The sequence below is a fragment of the Coralliovum pocilloporae genome (genome assembly GCF_030845175.1).
Classification (GTDB): Bacteria; Pseudomonadota; Alphaproteobacteria; order Rhizobiales; family Cohaesibacteraceae; genus Coralliovum; species Coralliovum pocilloporae.
In genome coordinates this window covers 2,430,253-2,453,123 of record NZ_CP132542.1, presented here as the reverse complement: position 1 = coordinate 2,453,123, position 22,871 = coordinate 2,430,253, and the positions used below count along the sequence as shown (strand labels likewise).

The window sequence follows — 22,871 nt, the reverse complement described above, 5'->3', positions numbered from 1 at the left end:
AATATTCCTTTATTATCTTTCGTACAAAGTCATAAAGACCTTATCAGAAAAGAAAGCCAGCCATGATCGATCTCGATTCCATAGATCGCCGCATTCTCTCGGCTCTCCAGGCTGACGGCCGCCTGTCGATTGTTCGCCTGGCAGAGCGCGTCCATCTGACCAAGACCCCCTGCGCCGAGCGCGTAAAGCGCCTCGAGCGACTTGGCTATATTTCCGGCTATCGCGCCGTGCTCGACCCGGATCTGCTGGAAGCCAATTACATCTCCTTCGTGCAGGTTCTGCTTGAGCGGACAACAACCGATATTCTCGACCGGTTCAATGATGCGGTCCGCCGCATTCCTGAAATCCAGTCCTGCCATATGATCGGTGGCGGTTTTGACTATCTGCTGAAGGTCCGCACCCGCGACGTGGCCCATTACAGAGCCCTGCTGGGCGACACACTGTCCCTGCTGCCGGGGGTCCAGCAGACCCACACCTATATGGTCATGGAAGCCATCAAGGACGATCCGACACTCCCGGTGCCTGTATAGTCGTTGACATGCTGTCTTTGAGGCCGGGTCTAAACCGAATACCCGACCTCAGTGAACATCTGGCGAAACTCTGTGACATCATGGGCAATCCGGTTCAGGTCAGCCTCTTCGGCGAGAGCTTCCGCCAGCCAGTTAGCGACCCTTGGCATTTCTCCGGCCTTAATGCCCCAGCGGACCAGTTCCGGTGTTCCCAGTCTGAGCCCGTTCATATCACCCTCCACAGGCGCAATCGGCAGGCCGATACCGCAGGTGAGGATATTTGCCTGACGGAGGCGTTTGGCTGCGGCCTGACCGCCACCCCATGATGCAGCTTCCAGGGCGAACTGGTGGGAGCACTGTTCCCGGTCACTGTGAAAGACCGGCAATCCGGCACTCGAAAGCTCCGCCCGCAATGCTGCGGCAGCTTCTATCATGTCCTTTGCATAGGCCTCACCATAGCTCTGCCAATCGAGCATGGTTATGGCCAGCGCGGCCGATTTGGCGGCATCAAAATTGGCCGTCAATCCGGGAAAGGCAATACGGTCCAGCAGCTCCGCAAGATCGGGTTCGTTGGTGACAATCAGGCCACCGGCTGGCCCGCCAAGACTTTTATAGGTGCTCATGGTCATCAGGTGAGCCCCCTGGTCCAGCGGGTTGGGCCATGCCTTACCTGCGATCAAGCCACATTGATGAGCCGCGTCAAACATGAGGCGTGCGCCGACCTCATCGGCTATCGCGCGCAAATCCGCCACCGGATGAGGTTGCAGGTTCAGGCTGCCGCCGATGGTGATCAGGGCGGGCCTGATTTCCTGTGCGAGCACTCTGAGCTTATCCACATCAACGGTATAATCTGCACCATTGACCGGCGCTGTGATGATATTCAGCCCATAGAGCCCTGCTGCGCCTGCCGTATGATGGGTTACATGGCCGCCAATGGCGGCATCAGGCACCAGAATAGTATCTCCCGGCTTTGTGGTGGCCATGAATGCGTAGAGGTTGGCCAGAGCCCCGGAGCCCACTCGGATTTCGGCAAACCGGGCATTGAAGACCGATGCTGCCAGTTCCGCCGCTATGACTTCGATCTGCTCAATGGCTTCAAGGCCCATCTCGTATTTATCACCGGGATAACCGAGAGAGGGTCGCGACCCCAACCCTCTGGCCAGAAGAGCCTCGGCGCGTGGGTTCATCACATTGGTGGCCGGATTGAGATTGAGGCACTGTCGTTCATGAATGCCAGCATTGGCGGCAACAAGGCTCTCAATCTGTGCAGCAAGAGCCTCCCCTGATTGCCCATGGGCCTCATGCGCCACTCGCGCCCAGACATCCTGACTGTGAAGGGGCATCCAGGAACGCTTGTCTGTCATGGTCAATCTCCTTTTTGGGATCATGACCTTTCCGCAAAATGCCGCCCGATACAAGCAATCAAAATTTCTTTGAACCTTTTCCTGAGCTGGCGCGACAGATGTTCAGAACACAACGAAACAAGACAACACGATGGAGATCACAATGTTTGCCTCAGCTCTGAAAACAACCCTCGCCCTGACCGTTCTTGCAACAAGCCTCGCTGTTATTCCAGCTCATGCAGGCGATGGCGGTGGACGTGGTGGCGACCGTGGCGGCGCACACTGGACCGACGATTTTGTAACTGTCCACAATGCAGACGGGTCTTCCCGCACCATTCGCCGGACACGGACCGGCGGTCGCGAGATCATCAAACGCAACAAACGCGGTAATGTTGTTGATCGCCGGAATGTCAATCGCAGCAATCGCCCATGGGCAAGCTCATACGATCCGGAAACAGGTACACGGGTTACAGCAATCGGCAATGACGACGGTTCCCGCACCGTCATCACAATCAGCCCGTTCGGCCTTATCGGAGTAGGCGTCTCCTTCTAAGACCTGCCCCAGTTTTCTCCCCCTCCCCCGAAGGATCGGTTCGCAAGAGCCGGTCCTTTCGGCGTTCAGGCGATCCGTTCGCCCAGGGCCCTGATCACCTGATCAAAGTGGTCATTCATCAGGTCAATGACGCGATCAGGCTCACGGGTCCGGGCCGCGTCCAGAATGGCCTTGTGTTCCTGGTGAGACCGCGCCCTGTCTTCTTCCCCGCTCATGTGGAGACGAACATAACGCTCACATTGGGCCAGAAGGGTAGAGACCACACTGCGGGCCTTTCTGGTGGGTCCACAACAGATCAGGCAGTCATGAAAGGCCCGGTTGATTTCACTGATCCGGACAAGATCATGACAGGAGGCTTCCTCATCGAGCAGGTGCTGAGCCCTTGCCAGATCGTCTTCGGTCAGATGAGGGATGCTCAGTTCCAGTGCACGACATTCAATCAGTCTGCGCAGCATGAAAAGCTCGGCCATCTCATCCACAGACAGATCCGTTACAAGAACGCCGCGGTTCATCTCGAAGCGGACAAGGCCCTCAGTCTCCAATATTCTGAGGGCCTCTCTGACAGGGATCTTGCTGAGGCCCAGCCGCGCGGCAATCGTATCCTGCCGCACGATGGTTCCGGGGTGCAGAATGCCGGAGATGATGGCCTCTCTCAGAACGTTGGATGCAAAGGCAGGGGCCGGGTTGATATGGGCATATTGCTCCTTCAAGACGTCCAGCGCCATCCACTGCATTCCAAACTCCTCCCAAAGTTCAGTGATCTTTAGCAAAGCTGCCTGTTACCAAGCTGACAAACCTTGTAATCGGCCATTGTCAGCCTTGATTTTTCCCTGTTTCTGGCTCCATATGATGGTCTGGGAGACAGCATTCATGACACAAAGACCAACAATCGGAATTCTCGAAACCGGACGCCCGCCTGAAGACTTCAATGGAGCCTTTCCGGACTATCCGACCATGTTCGAAACCCTGCTGGATGAGGGTGGGCCGGTCTGGCAGTTCCGTCACTATGCGGTGCTGGACGGCGCCTTGCCGCAGAGCGCAGACGAATGTGACGCCTGGCTGATTACCGGCAGCAAATATGGTGTCTATGAAGACCATAGCTGGATCCCGCCGCTCAAGGCCATCATCGCCGACGCCTATGAGCAGACCATTCCCGTCATCGGGATCTGTTTCGGCCACCAGCTTGTTGCAGAAGCTCTGGGCGGCACGGTAGTCAAGTCAGACAAGGGCTGGGGTCTGGGACGTCATGTTTACCGGATTCACCCCGGCGCAGACGGCCCGGCAGATGACCGGCAGAGCTTTACCATTCAGGCCTATCATCAGGACCAGATCACCAGACTGCCGGACGGGGCCCGGACACTTGCTTCATCAGACTTCTGCGAGCATGCAGTCGTGGCTTATGGGGATCGGGCTCTGTCGTTCCAGGGGCATCCTGAATTCGACGGGACCTATGTGGAAGCCCTGCTGAAAGCCCGTCGCGGCAAGCCGCTTCCTGAAGAGCTGGCAGATGCCGCCATGGGTGATGTGCACGACGCCATTGATACCGGTTTTGTGGCCCGCTGGATCAACCGCTTTCTGACAGAGCTATTCGAGCGTCGGACCGCTGCAGAATAAACCTCCTGCGGGGAATTTATCCCCGCAGAATTAGAGTAAAAATCAATATTATCAAAGACTTGTAATTATTTTGGAATAATTTTCAACTTTTCTTGAACCTTTTCCCCCGGTCTCGCGACACATCCATGTCACATCGATTTTGATTGTTTATGGAGACCACAAAATGTTTTTCAAATCTGCTCTGCACACCCTGGGTTCAGCCGCTCTCATTCTGGCGGCGACAACTGTCTCATCTGCAGCCGATACCCAGGTCAGCCGGGTTACCAACTTTCAGCCAAAACCTCTGGCTGTTGTCAGCAATGGCCAGTCCTACACAAAACTCGGCTACAAGGGTCACAAGGTGACCATGTTCGCCAAGATTGAGTACAGCACCGGTACATCAGGACGGATCAAGAGCTGGTCAGTCACCCCGGAGCTCACCAACAATTACGGCATTGCCGCAAAGGTGCCGCTGATTTCATCCTTCAAGGCATCGAAGTCCTATTCAGTGGGCAAGCGTCCGAAGCAGGTGAACCAGAATGTATCCATGGCCATCCCGACAGGCCTTCTGCAGAACAATGCAGTGAGCATGTGTAACTGGCTTGCCAACAGCATGCGCCAGCAGGGTCATTCAAACAAGGTGATCTTCGGCAAGGATCGCACGGTGTCTTTCCTCGCTGACGTGAAGTTCAAGGTGTCCGCCAACGGGGCCGGCAACAAGAACCCGATCATTGAGTATAGCGCACCTTACAAAGTCCCGGTTGTCTGCAAGAAATGGACTGGCAGCAGGCTCCCGGTCGCAGGGAACTCCATCGTACCGAAGTAAGATACCTCTCCCCTCCCCCAAACTGAAAGACCCGGCAGAAATGCCGGGTCCTTTTTGTCTGAAAGCCGCTTAGACCTTCTGCAGATAGGTGCGGTATTCCATATCGGTAATGGTGGCGGCAAAGACAGCCTGTTCGGCTCTCCGGCCTTCCGTGTAAATCGCGCAGAAGGTCTCGCCAAACATCTGCCGAGCCAGGTCAGAGGCTTCGAACGCATCCACGGACAATTCCCAGTTGGCGGTGAGAATCTCGTACTTGTCCACGTCAGACAGTTCCTGAATGGCCGGGTCCGGCTCGACCTTGCGCTCTATCCCGTCAATGACACCCGCCAGAATGGCAGCGAGCACCAGATGCGGATTGGCATCAGCACCTGCAATACGATGCTCGAACCGCGTGGCCGGGCCGACACTTTCCGGCACCCGGATTGCCGCCGCTCTGTGATCATAGCCCCAGCACGGGGTCACCGGTGCATAGGAGCCCGGTTGGAAACGGCGATAGGAGTTGCGATGCGGCGCAAGGATGGCCTGCATCTGACGGCTTGACGCCAGCATGCCGCCAATCGCATGGCGCAACAGATCATTCGCCTCGCCTTCCTTGCCGCCATCAAAGACATTGTTGCCCTCTTCATCCAGCAGGCTCATGTGGACGTGCAGGCCATTGCCGGTATGATCGGCATAGGGCTTGGCCATGAAGGTCACATCAAGTCCGTGTTTCCAGGCCACCTGACGGACAACCCGCTTGAACATCACACTCTGATCGGCTGCCCTCAGCACATCGTCCACATGGCTGAGATTGATCTCGAACTGGCCAGGACCAAACTCGCAGATTGTTGTATCAGCCGGGATATTCTGCAAGCGGCATGCCTCGGTGATCTCGTTCATTACCGGCTCGAAACGGGCCAGAATGTTCATGTCATAGACCTGGGATCCATCCAGGCGCCGTTTCAGACCCGGGATCATCGGCGGGAGCGGGTGGCCATATTCGCCCGGTTCCGGATCAACGAAGTAGAATTCGAGTTCGGTAGCCGCCACTGGCGTATAGCCCATGGCCTTGATCCGCTCACACATAGCTGAAAGCGTCGTGCGCGGGTCATAAATGCAGGCGTCCGCACCGTCTTCCTCGGACATGGTGACAAGCACCTGGGCTGTCGGCGTATCCAGCCACGGCACCCGCTGCAGAGAGCCCGGCACGCCACGGCAAAGCCCGTCCGGGTCGCCCAGTTCAATAGATCGTCCGATGGTCGGCACGTCATAGCCCCAGATATCCAGGAGCGAGGTCGAACGCGGCAGACGCACACCGCCTTTGGCCAGTTTCCGCAGCCCTTCTCGCGGCAGCCATTTGCCACGCAGGACGCCGCACAGGCCTGAGAACAGCATTTCGAATTTTTCGATATCGGGATTGTCAGCCAGAAACTGATCGACCTCTTCTGCAAACAGGCGACGGTTTTCAGCGGAATGGGTGCTGGCAAGCATTGGATTTATCCAGTTGATTCTAACGGTCTGCCCTTAAGGGCTGTATCTGTCTTTCTTCAGAACGGATCAGGTCCGGTCGGGGAATTGATGGGCATAGATGCTGAGAAGGTCCATGGCGATGGATGCTCCGGCAAGCGCTGTAATCTCACCCACATCATAGGCCGGCGCCACTTCCACCAGATCCATACCCTTCAGATTGATACCGGCGAGGCCGCGCAGGATCTCACGGGCTTCCGATGATTGCAGACCGCCAATGACCGGCGTGCCTGTACCAGGGGCAAAAGCCGGGTCCAGACAGTCAATATCAAAGGTCAGGTAACAGGCATTGTCACCCACGGTTTCCCGGATCATCGCAATGGTGGCCTCTACACCATTCTTCCGCACCCAGTCGGCAGACAGGACCGTGAAGCCGTGTGTCTCGTCATTATTGGTGCGGATACCGGTCTGCACGGACCGGGAGGGATCAATCAATCCCTGCTGAGCGGCATGGAAGAACATGGTGCCATGGTCGATGCGCCCCTCTTCATCCCGCCAGGTGTCGGAATGGGCATCGAAATGAATGAGGGAGAGAGGACCATGCTTCTCCGCATGTGCCTTCACCACCGGATAGGTGGAGAAGTGATCTCCACCCAGCATCAGGGTCGCCACATCCTGGCCCAGAATGGCGCGGAACTGTTCGGCGATTTCCTCCGGCACCTGATCGGGACGTCCCGGATCAAACATCACATCACCGAAATCGACCACAGCAAGACGGTCAAACGGATCAAATTCCCAGCCCCAGGCCCTGTCCCAGGCCATCATGGACGACGCCTGCCGGATGGCCCGTGGACCGAACCGCGAGCCCGGACGATTGGTCACCGCAAGGTCGAACGGAATGCCGACCACAGCCACATCCGCTTCGCTCAGATCCTTGGTATAGCGGCGGCGCATGAAGCTGAGGGCACCGGAATAGGTGCTCTCGACCAGCGTGCCATAGGGCGACGGACGGGTGAATGCCAGATCCTTCTGGCTGTGTTCGTCATGGACGGTCGTCTCATCATGATCCGACATGTGTCTTCTCCGAAAATTCGGTTCTGTTGAACATTTTATTGGGCAAAGGCCGCCTGCTCTTCCTTGATGCGGCGGGCTTCTGCCCGCTTGCTCGCAAGGGAAGCCGTGATGACCCCGACAGATACGATCACCACCAGAATGGTGGAGAGCGCATTGATTTCAGGCGTCACACCAAGGCGGACCTGTGAGTAGATTTTCATCGGCAAGGTGGTCGAGCCCGGCCCGGAGGTAAACGACGCGATCACCAGGTCATCCAGCGACAGGGTAAAGGACAGCAACCAGGCTGAAACCACCGCCGGAGCGATCACTGGCAGAGTAACCTGTATGAAGGCCGATAGCGGCGTACAGCCGAGATCAAGCGCCGCCTCTTCCAGAGACTTGTCGAATGTGACCAGACGCGAGGAGACCACCACCGAGGCAAAGCACATGGAAAAGGTGATATGCGCCAGCAGAATAGTCCAGAACCCGCGGTCGAAATTGATCGACACGAACAGCAGCAGCAGGGACAGGCCGGTGATCACTTCGGGCATCACCAGAGGGGCATAGACCATGCCTGAAAACAGGGTACGACCATAGAACCGCCCTGCCCGGACCAGAACAAGGGCGGCAATGGTACCGAGGACAGTGGCAATGGTGGCTGAGAAAAACGCCACCCGTACCGTCACCCAGGCCGCATCAATGATGCCCTTGTTGGCAAACACTTCCGCGTACCATTTGGTGGAGAAGCCACCCCAGACGGTCACCAGCTTTGACTCGTTGAACGAGAAGATCATCAGAAGGACAATCGGCAGATAAAGAAACAGGAAGCCGAATGTCAGCGATGTTGCATTGAACCAGGTGAAATTCCGAACCATCACAATGTCCCCTGATTCTTTTCCTGATGCTTCTGGAACAGCACAATCGGCACCACCAGAAGCAGGAGCAGCAACACGGCAACCGCACCGGAAACCGGCCAATCGCGGTTCGAGAAGAACTCGACCCAGAGGGTCTTGCCAATCATCAGGGTTTCCGAACCACCCAGAATATCGGGGATGACAAACTCACCCATGGCCGGGATGAACACCAGAAAACACCCGGCAATGATACCCGGCATGGACAGCGGTATGGTCACTTTCCAGAACGCCGACATACGCGAGCACCCGAGGTCTTCAGCAGCTTCCAGAAGACTGCCGTCAATCCGTTCAAGCGCCGCATAGAGTGGCAGGATCATGAAGGGCAGATAGGAATAAACAATGCCGATATAGACCGCTACATTGGTGTTGAGGATAATCAGCGGTTCATCAATAAGTCCCGCCCACATGAGCACCAGATTAAGCAGGCCTTCCTTTTTGAGGATGCCGATCCAGGCATAGACACGGATCAGAAAGCTGGTCCAGAAGGGCAGGATAATCAGCATCAGGAGGGTCGGTCGCCACTCACTTGGGGCTTTCGCCATGCCATAGGCAATGGGATAACCGATCAGCAGCGTCAGAATGGTCGAGAATACTGCAATCTGCAGGCTGGAGAGATAGGACCGCCAGTAGAGGTCATCTTCCGTCAGCCAGGTGTAGTTCTCCAGGTCCAGTTCGGACAGTGCGCCCATAAACGCATCCCATCCGGCGGACAGGTCAAATGTTGGCGTATAGGGTGGCCGCGCCACGGCCACATCAGACAGCGATATTTTCAGAACGATAAAGAATGGCGCAAGGAACAGCGCCAGCAGCCATACAAACGGTATGGCAATCAAAAGGAAGCGCCCCAATGACGGTTTCATAAGAGCCCCCTCACCGGTTCAGCAGCACGCCGCTGCCCGCGCGCCAGTGAAGCCAGACCCTGTCTTCCCAGGTGATTTCGCGGCGGGCCAGGTGCAGGCGGTTAGCTTCCTGCGCCTTGACCATGGTGCCGTCATCCAGCTTGACGTGATAGGTGGAGATATTGCCGGTGTAGGAAATCTCCCAGACCTCGCCTTCCACCATATTGATATTTGGTGCCGCTTCCGGTTTCTCCTTGGAAATCCCCACCTTTTCAGGTCGGAGTGCGAGCCAGACCGTGGCACCGGTCTCATGGGTCTCTCCCGGATGCGGCCTGATGCGCATTCTGTCCGTGTTGCCTGACCAGTCCGCTTCGATGAACTCGCCGGACGTATCGGCAATATGGGCCTCAATGAGGTTCACGTCGCCGATAAAGTCAGCCACATAGCGGCTGTTGGGATATTCGTAGATGTCGGCAGGCGTCGCCACCTGCAGCACTTCACCCTGATCCATCACGGCAATCCGGCTTGCGACCGTCATCGCCTCTTCCTGATCATGGGTCACGATAATGAAGGTCAGGCCCAGTTGCTCCTGAATATTCATCAGTTCGAACTGGGTCTGCTCGCGCAGCTTCTTGTCAAGCGCGCCGAGCGGTTCATCCAGCAGCAGCACTTTCGGCTTCTTGGCCAGCGAGCGGGCGAGCGCCACACGCTGACGCTGACCACCAGACAGCTGATGTGGCTTGCGGGATGCGAATTTCTCAAGCTGGACAAGAGCCAGCATCTCATCGACCCGTTCCTTGATCTCGGCTTTTGGCCAGCGATCCTGTTTCAGGCCGAAAGCGATGTTCTTTTCCACCGTCAGATGCGGGAACAGCGCATAAGACTGGAACATCATATTGATCGGGCGTCGATTGGCGGGGATGTTTGACAGGTCTTCCCCATCCAGAAGAATCTGCCCTTCTGTCACGGTCTCGAAACCCGCCAGCAGCCGCATCATGGTGGTTTTGCCGCAGCCTGACGGCCCCAGAAGCGCATAAAACTCGCGCTCATAGATATTCAGGGTCAGGTCATCGATAGCGGTAAAACTCCCGAACCGCTTGATTACATTCTGGAAGCGGATGAGTGGCTTCTCATCGGGATTTTTCCATGGAGCGAATTCGCGGGGGGCCTGAGCCGATGCCGATTGGGTCATGATGAAGACTGCGCCTGACAGGAACGGAAGGAAGATCGAACGAACGGTCCATACGGCACCGGCATAACAAACCGGCGCCGTATGGTTTCATCGATTTACTGACCAGTCTTGACGCGGGTCCACTCACGCGTTGCCACACGAAGGGATTTCGGCGGGAACGGTGTGGTCACATAGAGCTTGTTGGTGGTCTCTTCATCCGGATAGATCGCCGGATCCTGGATTACATCTTCCACCAGCGACGCCTGGGACGCCTTGTTGCCATTGGCGTAGTAGACATAGTTGGACGCCTTGGCGATCACGTCCGGACGCATGATGTAGTTCATGAAGATGTGGGCTTCTTCCACATTCTTGGCATCCGTCGGAATGGCCATCTGGTCGAACCACATCAGCGCACCCTCATTGGGGATGGCGTAATCGACTGTGACACCATTATTGGCTTCTGCAGCGCGGTCACGGGCCTGGAAAACATCACCGGACCAGCCGACGGCCAGACAGATATCACCATTGGCAAGTGCGTTGATATATTCAGACGAGTGGAACTTCTGAATGTTCGGGCTGATTTCCTGAAGCAGGGCACCGGCCTTCTTGATATCGGCAGGATCGTGACTGTCCGGGTTGAGACCCAGATAGTTCAGCGCGGCCGGGATCAGTTCTTCCGGTGCATCAAGCACGTGAATGCCGCAATCCTTGAACTTGGCCACAACGTCCTTGTCAAAAATCACTGACCAGGAATCCACCTTGCCGCCAATGCGCTTCTTGGCTTCTTCCACATTGTAACCAATGCCGGTCGTACCCCACATGTAGTTGATGGAATAGGAGTTTTCCGGGTCATACTTGACGGTGCGGGCTTCGATCTGGTCCCACATGTTTTTCAGATTATCGAGCTTGGACTTGTCGAGTTTCTGGAACACTCCGGCCTGAACCTGGCGGGACAGGAAGGTCCCGGATGGCACCACCACATCGAAACCGGATCCGCCTGCAAGCATCTTGGTTTCAAGCAGCTCATTTGAATCGAAGACGTCATACCGGACCTTGATGCCGGTTTCCTTGGTAAATTCCTCAAGGATCGATTCATCAATATAGTCAGACCAGTTGTAGACATTGACCACACGATCCTCAGCCACAGCAGATGATGCGGCCAGCATAGCCACACCGGACAGAAGACCGATCATTGGACGAATACGCATTGCAGGCATGTTTAACCTCCCAGATTGTTCTTGAAGCCCATCAGGTTAGGGCTTGGCGTTCGGGTTCACCACAGATGTGTCAGCTTGATCCGCGACACTCTCCCCTATGATCGCCGGAACAGTCTGATTTGTCAGTATCGAATTTAAGGCAGACACAGTGACGGCGATATTTTGATCACATTTCACAACCGGAAACAAGAGCATGTGATCACATTCCTTGCAAAGGATACGTCTGCCCCTATACTGACGGCATGGCTCTTACAGACGCACGACCTAAGACTTCACAGGCCGACAAACCCGCTGATTCCGCGGCACCTCCGGTTCACCAGCAAACCTATTCCGCTCTGCGTGAGCGTATCCTGTTCGGTGGATTCGAGCCCGGGAAACCTGTCACTCTGCGCGGGCTGGCTGATGATCTGGATGTCAGTCTGATGCCGGTTCGCGAGGCGGTACGCCGGCTGATTGCCGAGCGGGCACTTGAGCTGCATGGCAATCGCCGGGTCTCTATCCCGACCATGACAGGACAGCGATTCAGAGAGATTCTCCTGTCCCGAGGCCTGCTTGAGCCGGAGCTGGCCCTGCAGGCCCTGCCGCGGATTACGGACCACGATATAGACGACCTGCGCCAGATTGACGATCACATAGACATCAGCATGGCCAATGGCGATACAGAAGGCTATATGCGCGGCAATTATCTTTTCCATTCAAGGCTCTACGCGCATTCCCAGTCACAGGTCATCCATGGGCTGGTCGACAGTCTGTGGCTGCAGTTTGGCCCGTTCATGCGGCTTGTCTATGGTCGCCACGGGCTGACTGATCTTGTCGATTATCACAAGGAAGCCCTGCAGGCCCTGCGGTTGCGTGATGCCATGGCCCTGCGCTCAGCTATCGCAGAAGATATCCGTCAGGGCATGCACTATATCGGCGACGCCCTCTCTGCAGACAGCTAAAGAGCCCCAAGCCAGCCGTCACCAAACAGCAGTCATCAGGCAACAATCCGGCCTTTATGCACAAATCCATTGACAAGCGAAATTTGTGATCACAAAATTAGACTTGTTTGATATGGATGACTCATCATGGCTTTGCCTGCCGTCACAGATCTGCACGTTTGCTCTCATGTTCCCTGTGTGAACCATGAGCCGATTGTCGTGACCGGGCCGACCGAAAGCAGAATTCCGACGGATAGCTGTGATTCACCGGATGATGTGGGGTGGACTGCCGGATAACAAAACGGCACGTTAGATCCATCACATTCAGCTTTTGCACATATCAACCCCTCAGGTGACCCATGGCTCCCAAAATGGCCAATTTTGCCGAACTGCTCAGCTCGGCTCCGAAACCGCAGACCAGCGATGAACTACGCGCTCTCTTTAAAAAAGGGCGTATTGACGAGGTGGAATGCGTGGTACCTGACATTGCCGGGGTTGCCCGTGGCAAGGCCATGCCAGCCGCAAAATTCTCCAGCCTTAATCCTACTTATCTGCCGATTTCGATCTTCTTCCAGTCGATCACCGGAGAATATGTGGAGGTTGAAGATGAGAATTACTGGACAGAGAAAGACATCCAGCTCATTCCGGACCTGAACACGCTGCGGGCTGTGCCATGGGCGCAGGATCGCACGGTCCAGGTGATTCATGACCTCAGATATCCATCCGGAGAACCAGTGGAGTATGCCCCGCGCAACGTGCTGCGGCGGGTGCTGTCCTATTTTGAGGCCGAAGGCTGGCAGCCGGTTATCGCCCCGGAGATGGAATTTTACCTGACCCAGAAGAATATTGACCCGGACTATGCTCTTGAGCCGCCGGTGGGCCGCTCCGGCCGCCAGAGCGTCGGGAAACAGGCCTATTCCATGATGGCAGTGGATGAATATGAATCTGTCATCGAGGCTATCTACGAGTTTGCCGAAGTCCAGGGCATGGAAATAGACACGGTCATCCAGGAAGGTGGCGCTGCGCAGATTGAGATCAATCTGCTGCACGGTCATCCGCTTGAGCTGGCCGATCAGGTGTTCGTCTTCAAGCGCCTTATCCGGGAAGCCGCATTCCGGCATGACTGTTATGCCACATTCATGGCCAAGCCGATGGACAATGAACCCGGCAGTGCCATGCACATTCACCAGAGCATGATTGACACGAAGACCGGCAAAAACATTTTCTCCGACGATGAGGGCAATGAGACGGATCTGTTCCGGCATTTCCTTGGTGGCCAGCAATATTACATGCCTGCCGCCATGTGCCTTCTTGCGCCTTATGTGAATTCCTATCGTCGCCTGGTGGTGGGCTCATCCGCACCGATTAATGTGGAATGGGGTGTCGACAACCGGTCTGTCGGCCTGCGGGTGCCGAATTCACCCCCCGAAGCCCGCCGGATTGAAAACCGCATCGTTGGCGCAGACACCAATCCCTATATCGCGATTGCGGCCTGTCTTGCTGCTGGATATCTGGGCATGCGGGACAAAATCGTCCCCCGCGCCCAGTTCTCGGGCGATGCCTATGACGCCTCTTTCGGCCTGCCGCGCGGACTGCTTGAATCATTGACTGAATTCAAGGACGCGACGGCTCTGCACGAAATTCTGGGACCAAATTTTTCCGAATTGTACCGGCTGGTGAAAGCCCATGAGTTCGAAGAATTCATGCAGGTGATCAGCCCATGGGAGCGGGAACACCTGCTCCTGACTGTTTAACGCCTTCAAGAAGTAGGACATGCCATGACCCTGATGCCGAACCTGCAGCCAACGGAAGTTCTTCAACAGCGTGATGCTGCCCATCATCTGCATCCGTTCACAGATACCCAGGAACTGAATGCCAAGGGCAGCCGGATTATCGTGCGTGCAGATGGCTGCTACCTGTGGGACTCGGATGGAAACAAGTTTCTGGATGGCATGGCCGGGCTCTGGTGTGTGAATGTGGGTTATGGCCGCAAGGAAATCGCGGAAGCCGCCTACAAGCAGATGCAGCAGCTTCCCTATTACAACACCTTTTTCCAGACCTCGCACCCGCCCGCGATTGATCTGGCTGAACGGCTTGCAGAGCTGGCCCCGGATGGCATGAACCATGTGTTCTATGCAGGCTCCGGTTCAGACGCCAATGACACGGTCGTTCGCATGGTGCGCCATTACTGGGCCGCCATGGGCAAGCCGGACAAGAAGGTCATTATCTCGCGCAAGAACGCCTATCACGGCTCCACCATGGCCGGTGCCAGCCTTGGCGGCATGCAGGCCATGCATGAGCAGGGCGGACTGCCCATTCCCGACATCACCCATATCGACCAGCCCTACTGGTATGGCGAAGGTGGCGATATGGGCCCGGCGGAATTCGGTCTTCAGCGGGCTCGTGCCCTTGAAGCGGAAATCGAGCGCCTTGGTGCGGACCGGGTTGCGGCTTTCATCGGCGAGCCGGTTCAGGGCGCTGGTGGCGTTGTCATTCCGCCTGAGACCTACTGGCCGGAAATTCAGCGCATCTGTCGCAAGCATGACATCCTGATAGTCGCCGATGAAGTCATCTGTGGCTTTGGCCGGACCGGCAAATGGTTCGGGTCAGAGACCTTCGGCATTGAGCCGGACCTGATGCCCATCGCCAAGGGCCTCTCATCAGGTTATCTGCCCATCGGCGGCGTCATTGTCTCCGACCGTGTTGCGGAAGGCTTCATCGCATCGGGCGGCGAGTTCAATCATGGCTATACCTATTCCGGCCATCCGGCGGCCTGTGCCGCCGCACTGGCTAATCTCAGCATTCTGCAGGAGGAAGGTATTGTCGACCAGGTCGCCAATGAAACCGCCCCTTATCTGGCTGAAGCCTGGAAGCAGCTTGGGGACCATCCGCTGGTGGGTGAGGCCCGGATTTCCGGCCTGTTCGGCGCTCTGGAACTGACCCCGGACAAGGCCAATCGCGCAGCCTTTGATGCACCGGTGGGAACCGTCGGCCTGATCGGTCGCGAAAATGCCTTTGGCAATGGCCTTGTCATGCGTCATGTGCGGGATTCGATGATTATCTCACCACCGCTGGTTATCACCAAGGCCGAGATTGACGAATTGATCGACAAAGCCGCACTGACCCTCGACCAGACCTACAAGGCCGCGCAGGAAAAAGGTCTCGCCTGAGGCTGGAAAACTCAAGAGCTGTTCATGTTTTCAGGTCAATTTCTTACTGCCAATGATGAAGCGGGGGTCTATCCCCGCTCCTATTATGCGGCGACGGCCAACATCTTGCCGCCCTTCCCTGCCCTTGAAGGCTCAGAGCGCGCAGATGTCTGCGTCATCGGTGGCGGCTATACCGGTTTGTCGACAGCACTCCATCTGGCGGAACGTGGTTATTCGGTGGTTCTTCTGGAAGCGCATCGGGTGGGCTGGGGTGCATCGGGGCGCAATGGCGGACAGGTAGGAACCGGACAACGGCGGGATCAGGAGAGTCTTGAGGAAAGTCTCGGCAAGCCCCATGCGCACGCGCTCTGGCAGATTGCCGAGGAGGCCAAGGCGCTGGTCCGTAGTCTGGTCGAGACTCACGCTATTGATTGTGACCTGAAGCCGGGCATTGTCCACGCCGACCACAAGGCGCGTTATGTGGACGAGAGCCGGGCCTATGCCGAAAAACTCCAGTCTGAGTACGATTACTCGTCCATCCGGTTTATTGATCGCGATGAAATCCGCGCCCTTCTCGGGACGGATGCCTATCACGGCGGCACCTATGATACAGGCAGCATGCACCTGCATCCGCTGAACTATGTTCTTGGTCTGGCACATGCGGCACAGAAGGCAGGCGTCCGGATTTTTGAAACATCAACGGTCACCCGTCTTGAGAAAACCGACCCGGCCGTCGTGCACACCGCAGACGGATCTGTCTCGGCACGGTTTGTGGTGCTGGCCTGCAATGGCTATCTGGATGATCTGGACAAGAGTGTGGCTCGTCGGGTCATGCCGATCAACAATTTCATCGTGGCAACGGAACCACTGGATGACGAACTCGCCCGCTCCATCAACCGCGATGATGTAGCGGTGGCGGATTCTCGCTTTGTCATCAACTATTATCGGATGTCTGCGGACAAGCGACTGCTGTTTGGCGGCGGCGAGAATTACAGTTTCCGCTTCCCGGCTGACATCAAGGCCTTTGTCCGGAAGCCCATGCTGGAGATCTACCCGCAGCTGAAAGATATACGGCTTGATTATGGCTGGGGTGGCACCCTGTCCATTACACTCAACCGCCTGCCCTATTTCACGCGGCTTAAACCCAATATTCTGAGCGCTGGCGGCTATTCCGGTCAGGGCGTGGCTCTGGCGTCGCTGGCCGGTCAGATTCTGGCTGAAACCATCGACGGAACGGCCAGCCGTTTTGACGTGATGGAACGCATTCCAACGCCGGTCTTCCCCGGCGGCGCCAGCCTCCGCTACCCCCTGCTGGTTCTCGGGATGATGTACTACGCCCTGCGCGACAAGCTATAGAACCATCTGCGCCTGCCCTCGGGGCTGAAGCATATCCACTCGGGAAGTACCGCGCACTTAGCACTTGCCGCCTCTGGTTCCCGGCTCTGCGCTGCGCTTGTCCGGGATCACAGTTTGTGGGTGGCGCAGAGGCAGGGGGGATGTTGTGGAGGCAGACAAAGCAGCACCGCCTCTTTCTCCCCCTCCTGGGGCGGAGAGCTTGTTCCGCCCCAGGGTGGCTTATATAGAAGCTGGCATCATCCCACTTGTGGATGGCCGGGAGTTTATCGCGCCAGAAAGTCCTGACCGGTTTCGATCACGGCAATCAGATCTTCCGCTGACACATCACCAGCGAGGGTAAAGTCGAGCGAGATGTTTGCGCCCATCAGGTTCAGGCCCTTGCGCCCTTTGATCCTGTCAGACAGCATTTCCTCCCGGTCTTCGACGAGGCCAGCCAGAAACTGACGCGTCCCGGTTTCCTTATCCACGTTACCGACGGCAATGGATGCGAGAGCCAGCATAGCCTTGGGACAGCTGACGCCCATCAGAATATTCTTGCCATCAGATTTCTGAATCGAACTGCGCGCCCGAGAGAGCATGGCGATCATGCTCTTGTTCATGCCATCTTCCATACTCTGAAGCGCGCCCGGCCTGCTGAGCTTGTCGAGATTTGCAGCATGCGCCCCGCCAGCAAGAACCAGAAGCGGCACAGACAAAGCAATCAATAGTCGTTTCATTGTTTCCCTCCATTTAAAGTAGATTTAATACAATATTAAATTGTATTAATATGTCAAATTTCAATTTTAAAGTTAATCTACTCAGCAAACGCACTTTTCAATCAAGGCGTCATGAGATCAGGCTTGCACCCAGCGCCTGATCACAAAAAATTTTGCTGGTGTTTTGTGGCTCTTGCCGTGCTTCCGCCCTATTGTGCAGCCAGATATTTGAGCAACACTCAAGTCGTGCTTGCGATTCCCTCAAGAAAGAACTTTCAGGCAGAGCATGACGCGTTACAGGTATGGCCGGAGACAAAAATGACTGACCGCTCGAGACCCTCATCTGTTGTATCGGTATCCCGCAAGGATTGTCGTGGCGTTCCGGTCTCCACATCGCATCAGGATGCCATTGACGGGCTGGAACGGGCGCTGGAATATGCGCTGGCGTTCCGCGGTGATGCCATCGCCGAGATCAATGCAACACTGGACGCGCATCCGGACTTCATTATGGGGTATCTGTTCAAGGCGTGCTGGATGACCCAGGCCATGGAAACCCGTATCTACAGCGAAATGGTCGCTGCTGCCGAAGCCGCTGAACGTCTGGCACCACACGCCAATGATCGTGAGCTTGGTCACCTGGCCGCAGTGCAGTGCTGGCTGCATGGCGATTTCTTCGGCGCCGTACAGAAATGGGAAGAAGTCCTCACCCGATATCCGCATGATCTGTTTGCACTGGCGCTGGTTCACCTCACCGACGTGCTGCTGGGCGACGTAGTCGGCCAGCGTGATGTGGTGGCACGCGTCTTCAATCTCTGGGACGAAACCATCCCGGGTTATGAATTTGTCCTTGGGTTCTATTCCTTCGGTCTTGAGGAAAACCGCGACTTCTATCAGGCCGAAGAAATGGGACGGCAGGCGCTTGCCTTGCGCCCGGACAACCCGTATGCGGTGCACGCCGTCAGCCATGTGATGGAGATGCAAGGTCGCCAGGGCGGCGGCATCCGCTTCATGGCCGATCAGGTGGATCGCTGGGGCACATCAAACTTCGCCAATCACCTCTGGTGGCACACGGCGCTGTTCCATCTGGATATCGGCGATGTGGATGGCGTGCTGGATATTTACGACAAGCACCTGACGTCTGCTGATACATCCGGTGATAAATATGAAGAGCTGGATGCCTCCGCTCTTCTTTGGCGGCTAAGACTGCTGGATGTCAATGTGGGAGACCGCTGGAAACGCCTCGCCAACAAGTGGGAGCCCGCCGCGCAGGATACGCTCTACGCCTTTAACGACGTACACGCCATGATGACCTTTGTGTCCGATGAGCGGGCAGACGCACAGACGGCACTTCTGACCGCCAATGAGCGCTATGTGGAAAGCGCATCAGACGCCAATGTGGCCATGAGCCGGGAAATCGGCATGCCGTTCTGCCTGGCCATGCGGGATTTCCACAAGGGCGATTATGGATCCTGCGTCGATCGGCTGCTGCCCGTGCGCTACATGACCCATCGTCTGGGAGGCAGCTTTGCCCAGCGGGATGTGATCGGCTGGACCCTTCTGGAAGCGGCCCTGCGTGCCAAGCGGTTTGATCTGGCTCTTGGTCTTGCCAATGAGCGGACCGCACTCAAATCCACCAGCCCGCAGAACTGGTCCTATGTGGCTCGCGCCTTCCGCGGCCTCGGCGACAAGAGCAATGCCGCCCGTGCCGAAGCCCGGGTGGAAACGCTCCGCGCGGCCTGATCCGATACCTTAACGAGCGGGTTCCTGAGAACCCGCTCGTTCTTACTTATGGCTGCTGGCGTGTTGCCGTGATCAGTAGCTCGCGGATATTTACATTCTGTGGCTGGGACACCATGAACGCTGCAGCTCTGGCAATATCGTCAGCGACAAGCGCACCGCCAATGGCTGTTTTCCAGTCTTCATAGGCGCTGATAATATCCTCAGATGTTGTATGGCCCAGAAGTTCGGTTTCAACCGCGCCCGGACAGATTGACATAACCCGCACATTGGTGTCGGCCACTTCTTCCCGGACATTCTCGGTAATTGATGAAACCGCAAATTTCGTTCCCACATAGGCGGCGTGATTGGGGAAGGATTTCTTACCGGCGATAGAGCTTACATTGAGGATCGTCCCCTCGTTCCGGGCCTTCATATCAGCCAGAACAATCTGCATGCTTCTGAGCAGGGCCAACACGTTCAGGTCGAACATGCGCTGCCATTCCTCTGCATCCTGGGTGTCCACCTGTCCCAGCAGCATGACGCCAGCATTGTTTACCAGGCAGTCGACAGGACCAAACCTGGCCTCAGCCTCCTGAATGGCCTGTCTGAGGTCATCGGTTCTGGTGACATCCACCTGGCGGCAGAGCGTGTTTGGCAGACCGAGAGCTTCGAGTTTCTCGACCCGACGGGCCACAAGAAGCAGAGGATGCCCGGCCTCGCTGAAGCGTTTCGCCATAGCTGCTCCAATACCGGAGCTGGCACCGGTGATAACAACAAGTTTCTTGCTCATAATCGCTGTCCTTCCATTCGTCTTGACCACGGCATCCCGCTGGTCATCTGTCTGTGTTAAAAGGACTTTAGGCTCGTTTATTATGGTGATATATATACCTAATCAGAAATGATTGTTTGGATAAAATGAACGATATCTCCTGGCGTTCCATCCGTGCCTTTATCGAAGTCGCCCGGCATGGCAGCTTCACTGCAGCGGCTGACAGTGCCGGTCTGTCCAAGACCAGCCTCAGCCAGCATGTCTCTGACCTTGAGGAAAAACTTGGCGTGCAACTGCTTCACCGGACCACCCGGCAACTGCGTCTGACCGACATCGGCAAGGGCTATTACCAACGCTGTTCACAGGCTTTGCAACAGCTGGAAAATGCCCGGGACTGGGCCGTACAGTCACAGGAAGGGCTGGAAGGCACCATTCACATGAATGCGGTCGGCGGCCTGATCGGTGAGGATATTATCGCCCCTCTCCTGATCGCCTTTCAGAAGCAGCATCCGGGCCTTGTGGTTCATCTGGATTTCTCAAGCATCCGCGTTGATCTGATCGCCGAGCGCTATGATCTGGTGTTGCGTATGGGCCGGATGCCCGATTCCACCCTGATTGCCCGGACCTTGCAAACCATCACCACCCGCTATGTAGCCAGCCCGGACTTTCTCAAACAGCATGGTCCAATCCGTGAGCCAAGCGACCTTGCAACCCTGCCCCTCATTTATGGCAGCATCGATCACTGGGTCCTTGCGCGCGGGGACGAGCGGCACATGGTCAAGGTCCAGCAAGGCGTCAAGGTCATCAGTGGTCGTGTCATGCGGCAGGCAGCTCTTGCCGGTCTGGGCGTCACACGACTGGCTGATGTTTATGTGGAAGCGGATATTGCCCGAGGTGACCTGATCGAGGTCCTGCCTGACTGGTCGGAGCAGACCCCGCTCTCACTCGTCTGCCCGCCCCTCAAACATCAATCCCGTCGCGTGCGCGCACTGATGGACTTCCTGAGGCTGCAATTCGGCAAAACCTATGAAGCAGCAATTGCGGGCACCCTTTCAACATCGTGATCTCGCCTGCGCCTGACTCCCTGGAAGGTATCTGCTAGGGTGAAGTTGGCTGACCATAATAAAATCAGGCTGCCACGAGGGGAATGGGAGAGGGGCTAACATGGCGAAGCCACCGAAAGTGCTGCTGGTTTACCCGAAGTCGAGCGAAGACTCGTTCTGGTGCTACACACGAAGCTGCCGTCTCGTCGGTGCAAAATACCCTTCACCACCGCTTGGGCTTATAACAGTTGCCGCCATGCTGCCAGAGGATTGGTCCGTCAGGCTGATTGACTGTAATATCTCCCCGCTCCATGACAAGGATATCTGTGCCGCCGATATGGTGATGACCGGGGGTATGATGCCCCAACAGGAAACCTGTCTTGCCCTGATCAAGCGTTGCAAGAAACTTGGTGTACCTGTGGTGGTGGGTGGTCCAGACGCCACCTCAAGCCCCCAGGTTTACAAGGACGCGGATTTCCGTGTGCTGGGAGAGGTAGAACACTCCATTCAGGATTTCATTGCTGCCTGGAACCGGGGAGAGCGGACCGGCGACTTCGAAGACGAAAAGTTCAAAGCTGATGTGACCACAACCCCACTGCCGCGTTACGATCTTCTGCGCTTCAGCAATTATGCCAAGATCAGCGTCCAGTTCTCACGCGGTTGCCCATTCACATGTGAGTTCTGTGACATCATCGAACTCTATGGCCGTCGACCACGCACAAAGACCACGACCCAGGTCCTGGCAGAACTCGACCAGCTCTACAGAATGGGTTTTCGCGGGCATCTGGATTTTGTCGATGACAATCTCATCGGCAACAAGAAAGCTATCAAGGCTTTCATGCCGCACCTGATTCAATGGCAGAAGGATCACGGCTATCCGTTTCTCCTGTCAACCGAGGCTTCGCTGAACCTGTCAGACGACCCCGAGCTTCTTGAGATGATGCGGGATGCCAATTTCTTTATCATCTTTATCGGCATCGAGAGCCCTGACCCTGAAATCCTCAACGCCACCCAGAAGAAACAGAATACCCGCCGGGATATCACGGAAAGCCTGATGGCCATCTACGATGCCGGGATCGTCGCGGTTGCCGGATTTATCGTCGGGTTTGATGAGGAGCGTCATTCCGTTGAAGATCCCATTGTCGATCTGATTGAAGATGCCTCAATCCCTGTAGCCATGCCGGGACTGCTTTACGCCCTGCCCAACACGCAACTGACCCGACGCCTGGAAACAGAAGGGCGCCTGTTTGATGCCTTCGAGATCCACAGCAGCGAACACGGGTCCGATCAATGTGTAGCAGGGCTCAATTTTGAAACCCTTCGCCCGCGGGAAGATATCATTCAGGACTATGCCAATATCGTTCGTCGTATCTATACTCCCGAAGCCTATTTCAGTCGCCTGCGAGCGCTCATAAAAAGGCTCAATCTTTCAGGTGAAAATGGCAAGGTTATTCGCCGATCCTGTTTCAAGAACGATGCCAAACAGTTTGTTCGCCTGATGAAACGGTTCAACCGGGATTATCCAGACTATCGCAAGGAATTCTGGAAGACGTTGGGTTATCTGCTTTTCACCAAACCTAAAGCCCTGAAAGCCTGCCTTTATCTGACGGCCTTCTATGCGCATCTCGGTGGCTACTCCACTTACGTCGTGGAACGGATGGATGCTCAGCTTGCCCAGCTCGCCAGCGGCGCAACGCCGGAAACGGCCCGCCAAGTTCACAGTGCCGCAGAATAGAGCGCCAGAACCTTCAAAGAA

Annotated in this window: 21 protein-coding genes; 11 read left to right on the top strand and 10 right to left on the bottom strand. The window is 56.2% G+C overall.

Annotation, left to right across the window (positions count from 1 at the left end):
- Positions 1–62: 62 nt before the first annotated feature.
- Positions 63–530 (top strand): Lrp/AsnC ligand binding domain-containing protein, encoded by a 468-nt coding sequence (locus RA157_RS11300; protein ID WP_350333226.1) that lies wholly within the window; start codon positions 63–65, stop codon positions 528–530.
- A gap of 29 nt (positions 531–559) precedes the next feature.
- Here the strand turns inward: RA157_RS11300 and glyA are convergent, their stop codons facing one another.
- Positions 560–1,873 carry a serine hydroxymethyltransferase gene (glyA, locus tag RA157_RS11295; RefSeq protein ID WP_350333225.1) on the bottom strand — a complete coding sequence of 438 codons (1,314 nt, stop codon included), beginning with the start codon at positions 1,871–1,873 and terminating at the stop codon, positions 560–562.
- A gap of 142 nt (positions 1,874–2,015) precedes the next feature.
- On the opposite strand from glyA, the gene RA157_RS11290 reads away from it, so the two are divergent.
- On the top strand, positions 2,016–2,405 hold the full coding sequence (locus RA157_RS11290; RefSeq protein ID WP_350333224.1) for a hypothetical protein: 390 nt from the start codon (positions 2,016–2,018) through the stop codon (positions 2,403–2,405).
- 65 nt (positions 2,406–2,470) lie between these two features.
- On the opposite strand, the gene RA157_RS11285 is transcribed toward RA157_RS11290, so the two are convergent.
- On the bottom strand, positions 2,471–3,139 hold the full coding sequence (locus tag RA157_RS11285; protein ID WP_350333223.1) for a GntR family transcriptional regulator: 669 nt from the start codon (positions 3,137–3,139) through the stop codon (positions 2,471–2,473).
- A 136-nt stretch (positions 3,140–3,275) separates the two neighbouring features.
- Between RA157_RS11285 and RA157_RS11280 the strand changes: the two genes are divergently transcribed.
- Positions 3,276–4,019: a type 1 glutamine amidotransferase gene (locus tag RA157_RS11280; RefSeq protein ID WP_350333222.1), complete on the top strand. Its 744-nt coding sequence runs from the start codon at positions 3,276–3,278 to the stop codon at positions 4,017–4,019.
- A 163-nt stretch (positions 4,020–4,182) separates the two neighbouring features.
- Entirely contained in the window at positions 4,183–4,824 is a 642-nt protein-coding gene (locus RA157_RS11275) for a hypothetical protein (protein WP_350333221.1), read from the top strand.
- A 69-nt stretch (positions 4,825–4,893) separates the two neighbouring features.
- Here RA157_RS11275 and RA157_RS11270 read toward each other — a convergent pair whose 3' ends face one another.
- The 6 genes from RA157_RS11270 to RA157_RS11245 form a co-directional block, all read right to left on the bottom strand.
- Positions 4,894–6,294 (bottom strand): glutamine synthetase family protein, encoded by a 1,401-nt coding sequence (locus RA157_RS11270; protein WP_350333220.1) that lies wholly within the window; start codon positions 6,292–6,294, stop codon positions 4,894–4,896.
- Positions 6,295–6,360: 66 nt separating this feature from the next.
- Positions 6,361–7,344: an agmatinase gene (gene speB / locus RA157_RS11265; RefSeq protein ID WP_350333219.1), complete on the bottom strand. Its 984-nt coding sequence runs from the start codon at positions 7,342–7,344 to the stop codon at positions 6,361–6,363.
- A gap of 35 nt (positions 7,345–7,379) precedes the next feature.
- Positions 7,380–8,198 carry an ABC transporter permease gene (locus RA157_RS11260; RefSeq protein WP_350333218.1) on the bottom strand — a complete coding sequence of 273 codons (819 nt, stop codon included), beginning with the start codon at positions 8,196–8,198 and terminating at the stop codon, positions 7,380–7,382.
- Positions 8,198–9,097, bottom strand: a complete 900-nt coding sequence (locus RA157_RS11255; RefSeq protein ID WP_350333217.1) for an ABC transporter permease subunit — start codon at positions 9,095–9,097, stop codon at positions 8,198–8,200. The genes RA157_RS11260 and RA157_RS11255 overlap by 1 nt, the downstream gene beginning before the upstream one ends.
- Before the next feature lie 10 nt (positions 9,098–9,107).
- Entirely contained in the window at positions 9,108–10,268 is a 1,161-nt protein-coding gene (locus tag RA157_RS11250; RefSeq protein WP_350333216.1) for an ABC transporter ATP-binding protein, read from the bottom strand.
- A 95-nt stretch (positions 10,269–10,363) separates the two neighbouring features.
- The gene (locus RA157_RS11245) at positions 10,364–11,455 is read right to left on the bottom strand and encodes a polyamine ABC transporter substrate-binding protein (protein WP_350336193.1); all 1,092 of its coding nucleotides are present in this window, start codon (positions 11,453–11,455) and stop codon (positions 10,364–10,366) included.
- Positions 11,456–11,706: 251 nt separating this feature from the next.
- Here RA157_RS11245 and RA157_RS11240 point away from each other — a divergent pair, with 251 nt between their 5' ends.
- From RA157_RS11240 to RA157_RS11225, 4 genes are all read left to right on the top strand, one after another.
- Complete coding sequence (locus RA157_RS11240; RefSeq protein WP_350333215.1) at positions 11,707–12,405, top strand: GntR family transcriptional regulator; 699 nt, start codon at positions 11,707–11,709, stop codon at positions 12,403–12,405.
- A gap of 338 nt (positions 12,406–12,743) precedes the next feature.
- A complete protein-coding gene (locus RA157_RS11235) occupies positions 12,744–14,138 on the top strand; it encodes a glutamine synthetase family protein (RefSeq protein WP_350333214.1) in 1,395 nt (464 codons plus the stop codon).
- A gap of 24 nt (positions 14,139–14,162) precedes the next feature.
- Positions 14,163–15,554 (top strand): aspartate aminotransferase family protein, encoded by a 1,392-nt coding sequence (locus RA157_RS11230; RefSeq protein ID WP_350333213.1) that lies wholly within the window; start codon positions 14,163–14,165, stop codon positions 15,552–15,554.
- 24 nt (positions 15,555–15,578) lie between these two features.
- Positions 15,579–16,889, top strand: coding sequence for an NAD(P)/FAD-dependent oxidoreductase (locus tag RA157_RS11225; protein ID WP_350333212.1), 1,311 nt, complete (start codon positions 15,579–15,581; stop codon positions 16,887–16,889).
- Between the two features lie 263 nt (positions 16,890–17,152).
- Here RA157_RS11225 and RA157_RS11220 read toward each other — a convergent pair whose 3' ends face one another.
- Positions 17,153–17,605: a hypothetical protein gene (locus RA157_RS11220; RefSeq protein ID WP_350333211.1), complete on the bottom strand. Its 453-nt coding sequence runs from the start codon at positions 17,603–17,605 to the stop codon at positions 17,153–17,155.
- 297 nt (positions 17,606–17,902) lie between these two features.
- Between RA157_RS11220 and RA157_RS11215 the strand changes: the two genes are divergently transcribed.
- Positions 17,903–19,324, top strand: coding sequence for a tetratricopeptide repeat protein (locus RA157_RS11215; protein WP_350333210.1), 1,422 nt, complete (start codon positions 17,903–17,905; stop codon positions 19,322–19,324).
- Positions 19,325–19,370: 46 nt separating this feature from the next.
- Here RA157_RS11215 and RA157_RS11210 read toward each other — a convergent pair whose 3' ends face one another.
- A complete protein-coding gene (locus tag RA157_RS11210) occupies positions 19,371–20,093 on the bottom strand; it encodes an SDR family oxidoreductase (protein ID WP_350333209.1) in 723 nt (240 codons plus the stop codon).
- Between the two features lie 125 nt (positions 20,094–20,218).
- Between RA157_RS11210 and RA157_RS11205 the strand changes: the two genes are divergently transcribed.
- Positions 20,219–21,136 carry a LysR family transcriptional regulator gene (locus tag RA157_RS11205; protein ID WP_350333208.1) on the top strand — a complete coding sequence of 306 codons (918 nt, stop codon included), beginning with the start codon at positions 20,219–20,221 and terminating at the stop codon, positions 21,134–21,136.
- A 100-nt stretch (positions 21,137–21,236) separates the two neighbouring features.
- A complete protein-coding gene (locus RA157_RS11200; RefSeq protein WP_350333207.1) occupies positions 21,237–22,850 on the top strand; it encodes a B12-binding domain-containing radical SAM protein in 1,614 nt (537 codons plus the stop codon).
- Positions 22,851–22,871: the final 21 nt, after the last annotated feature.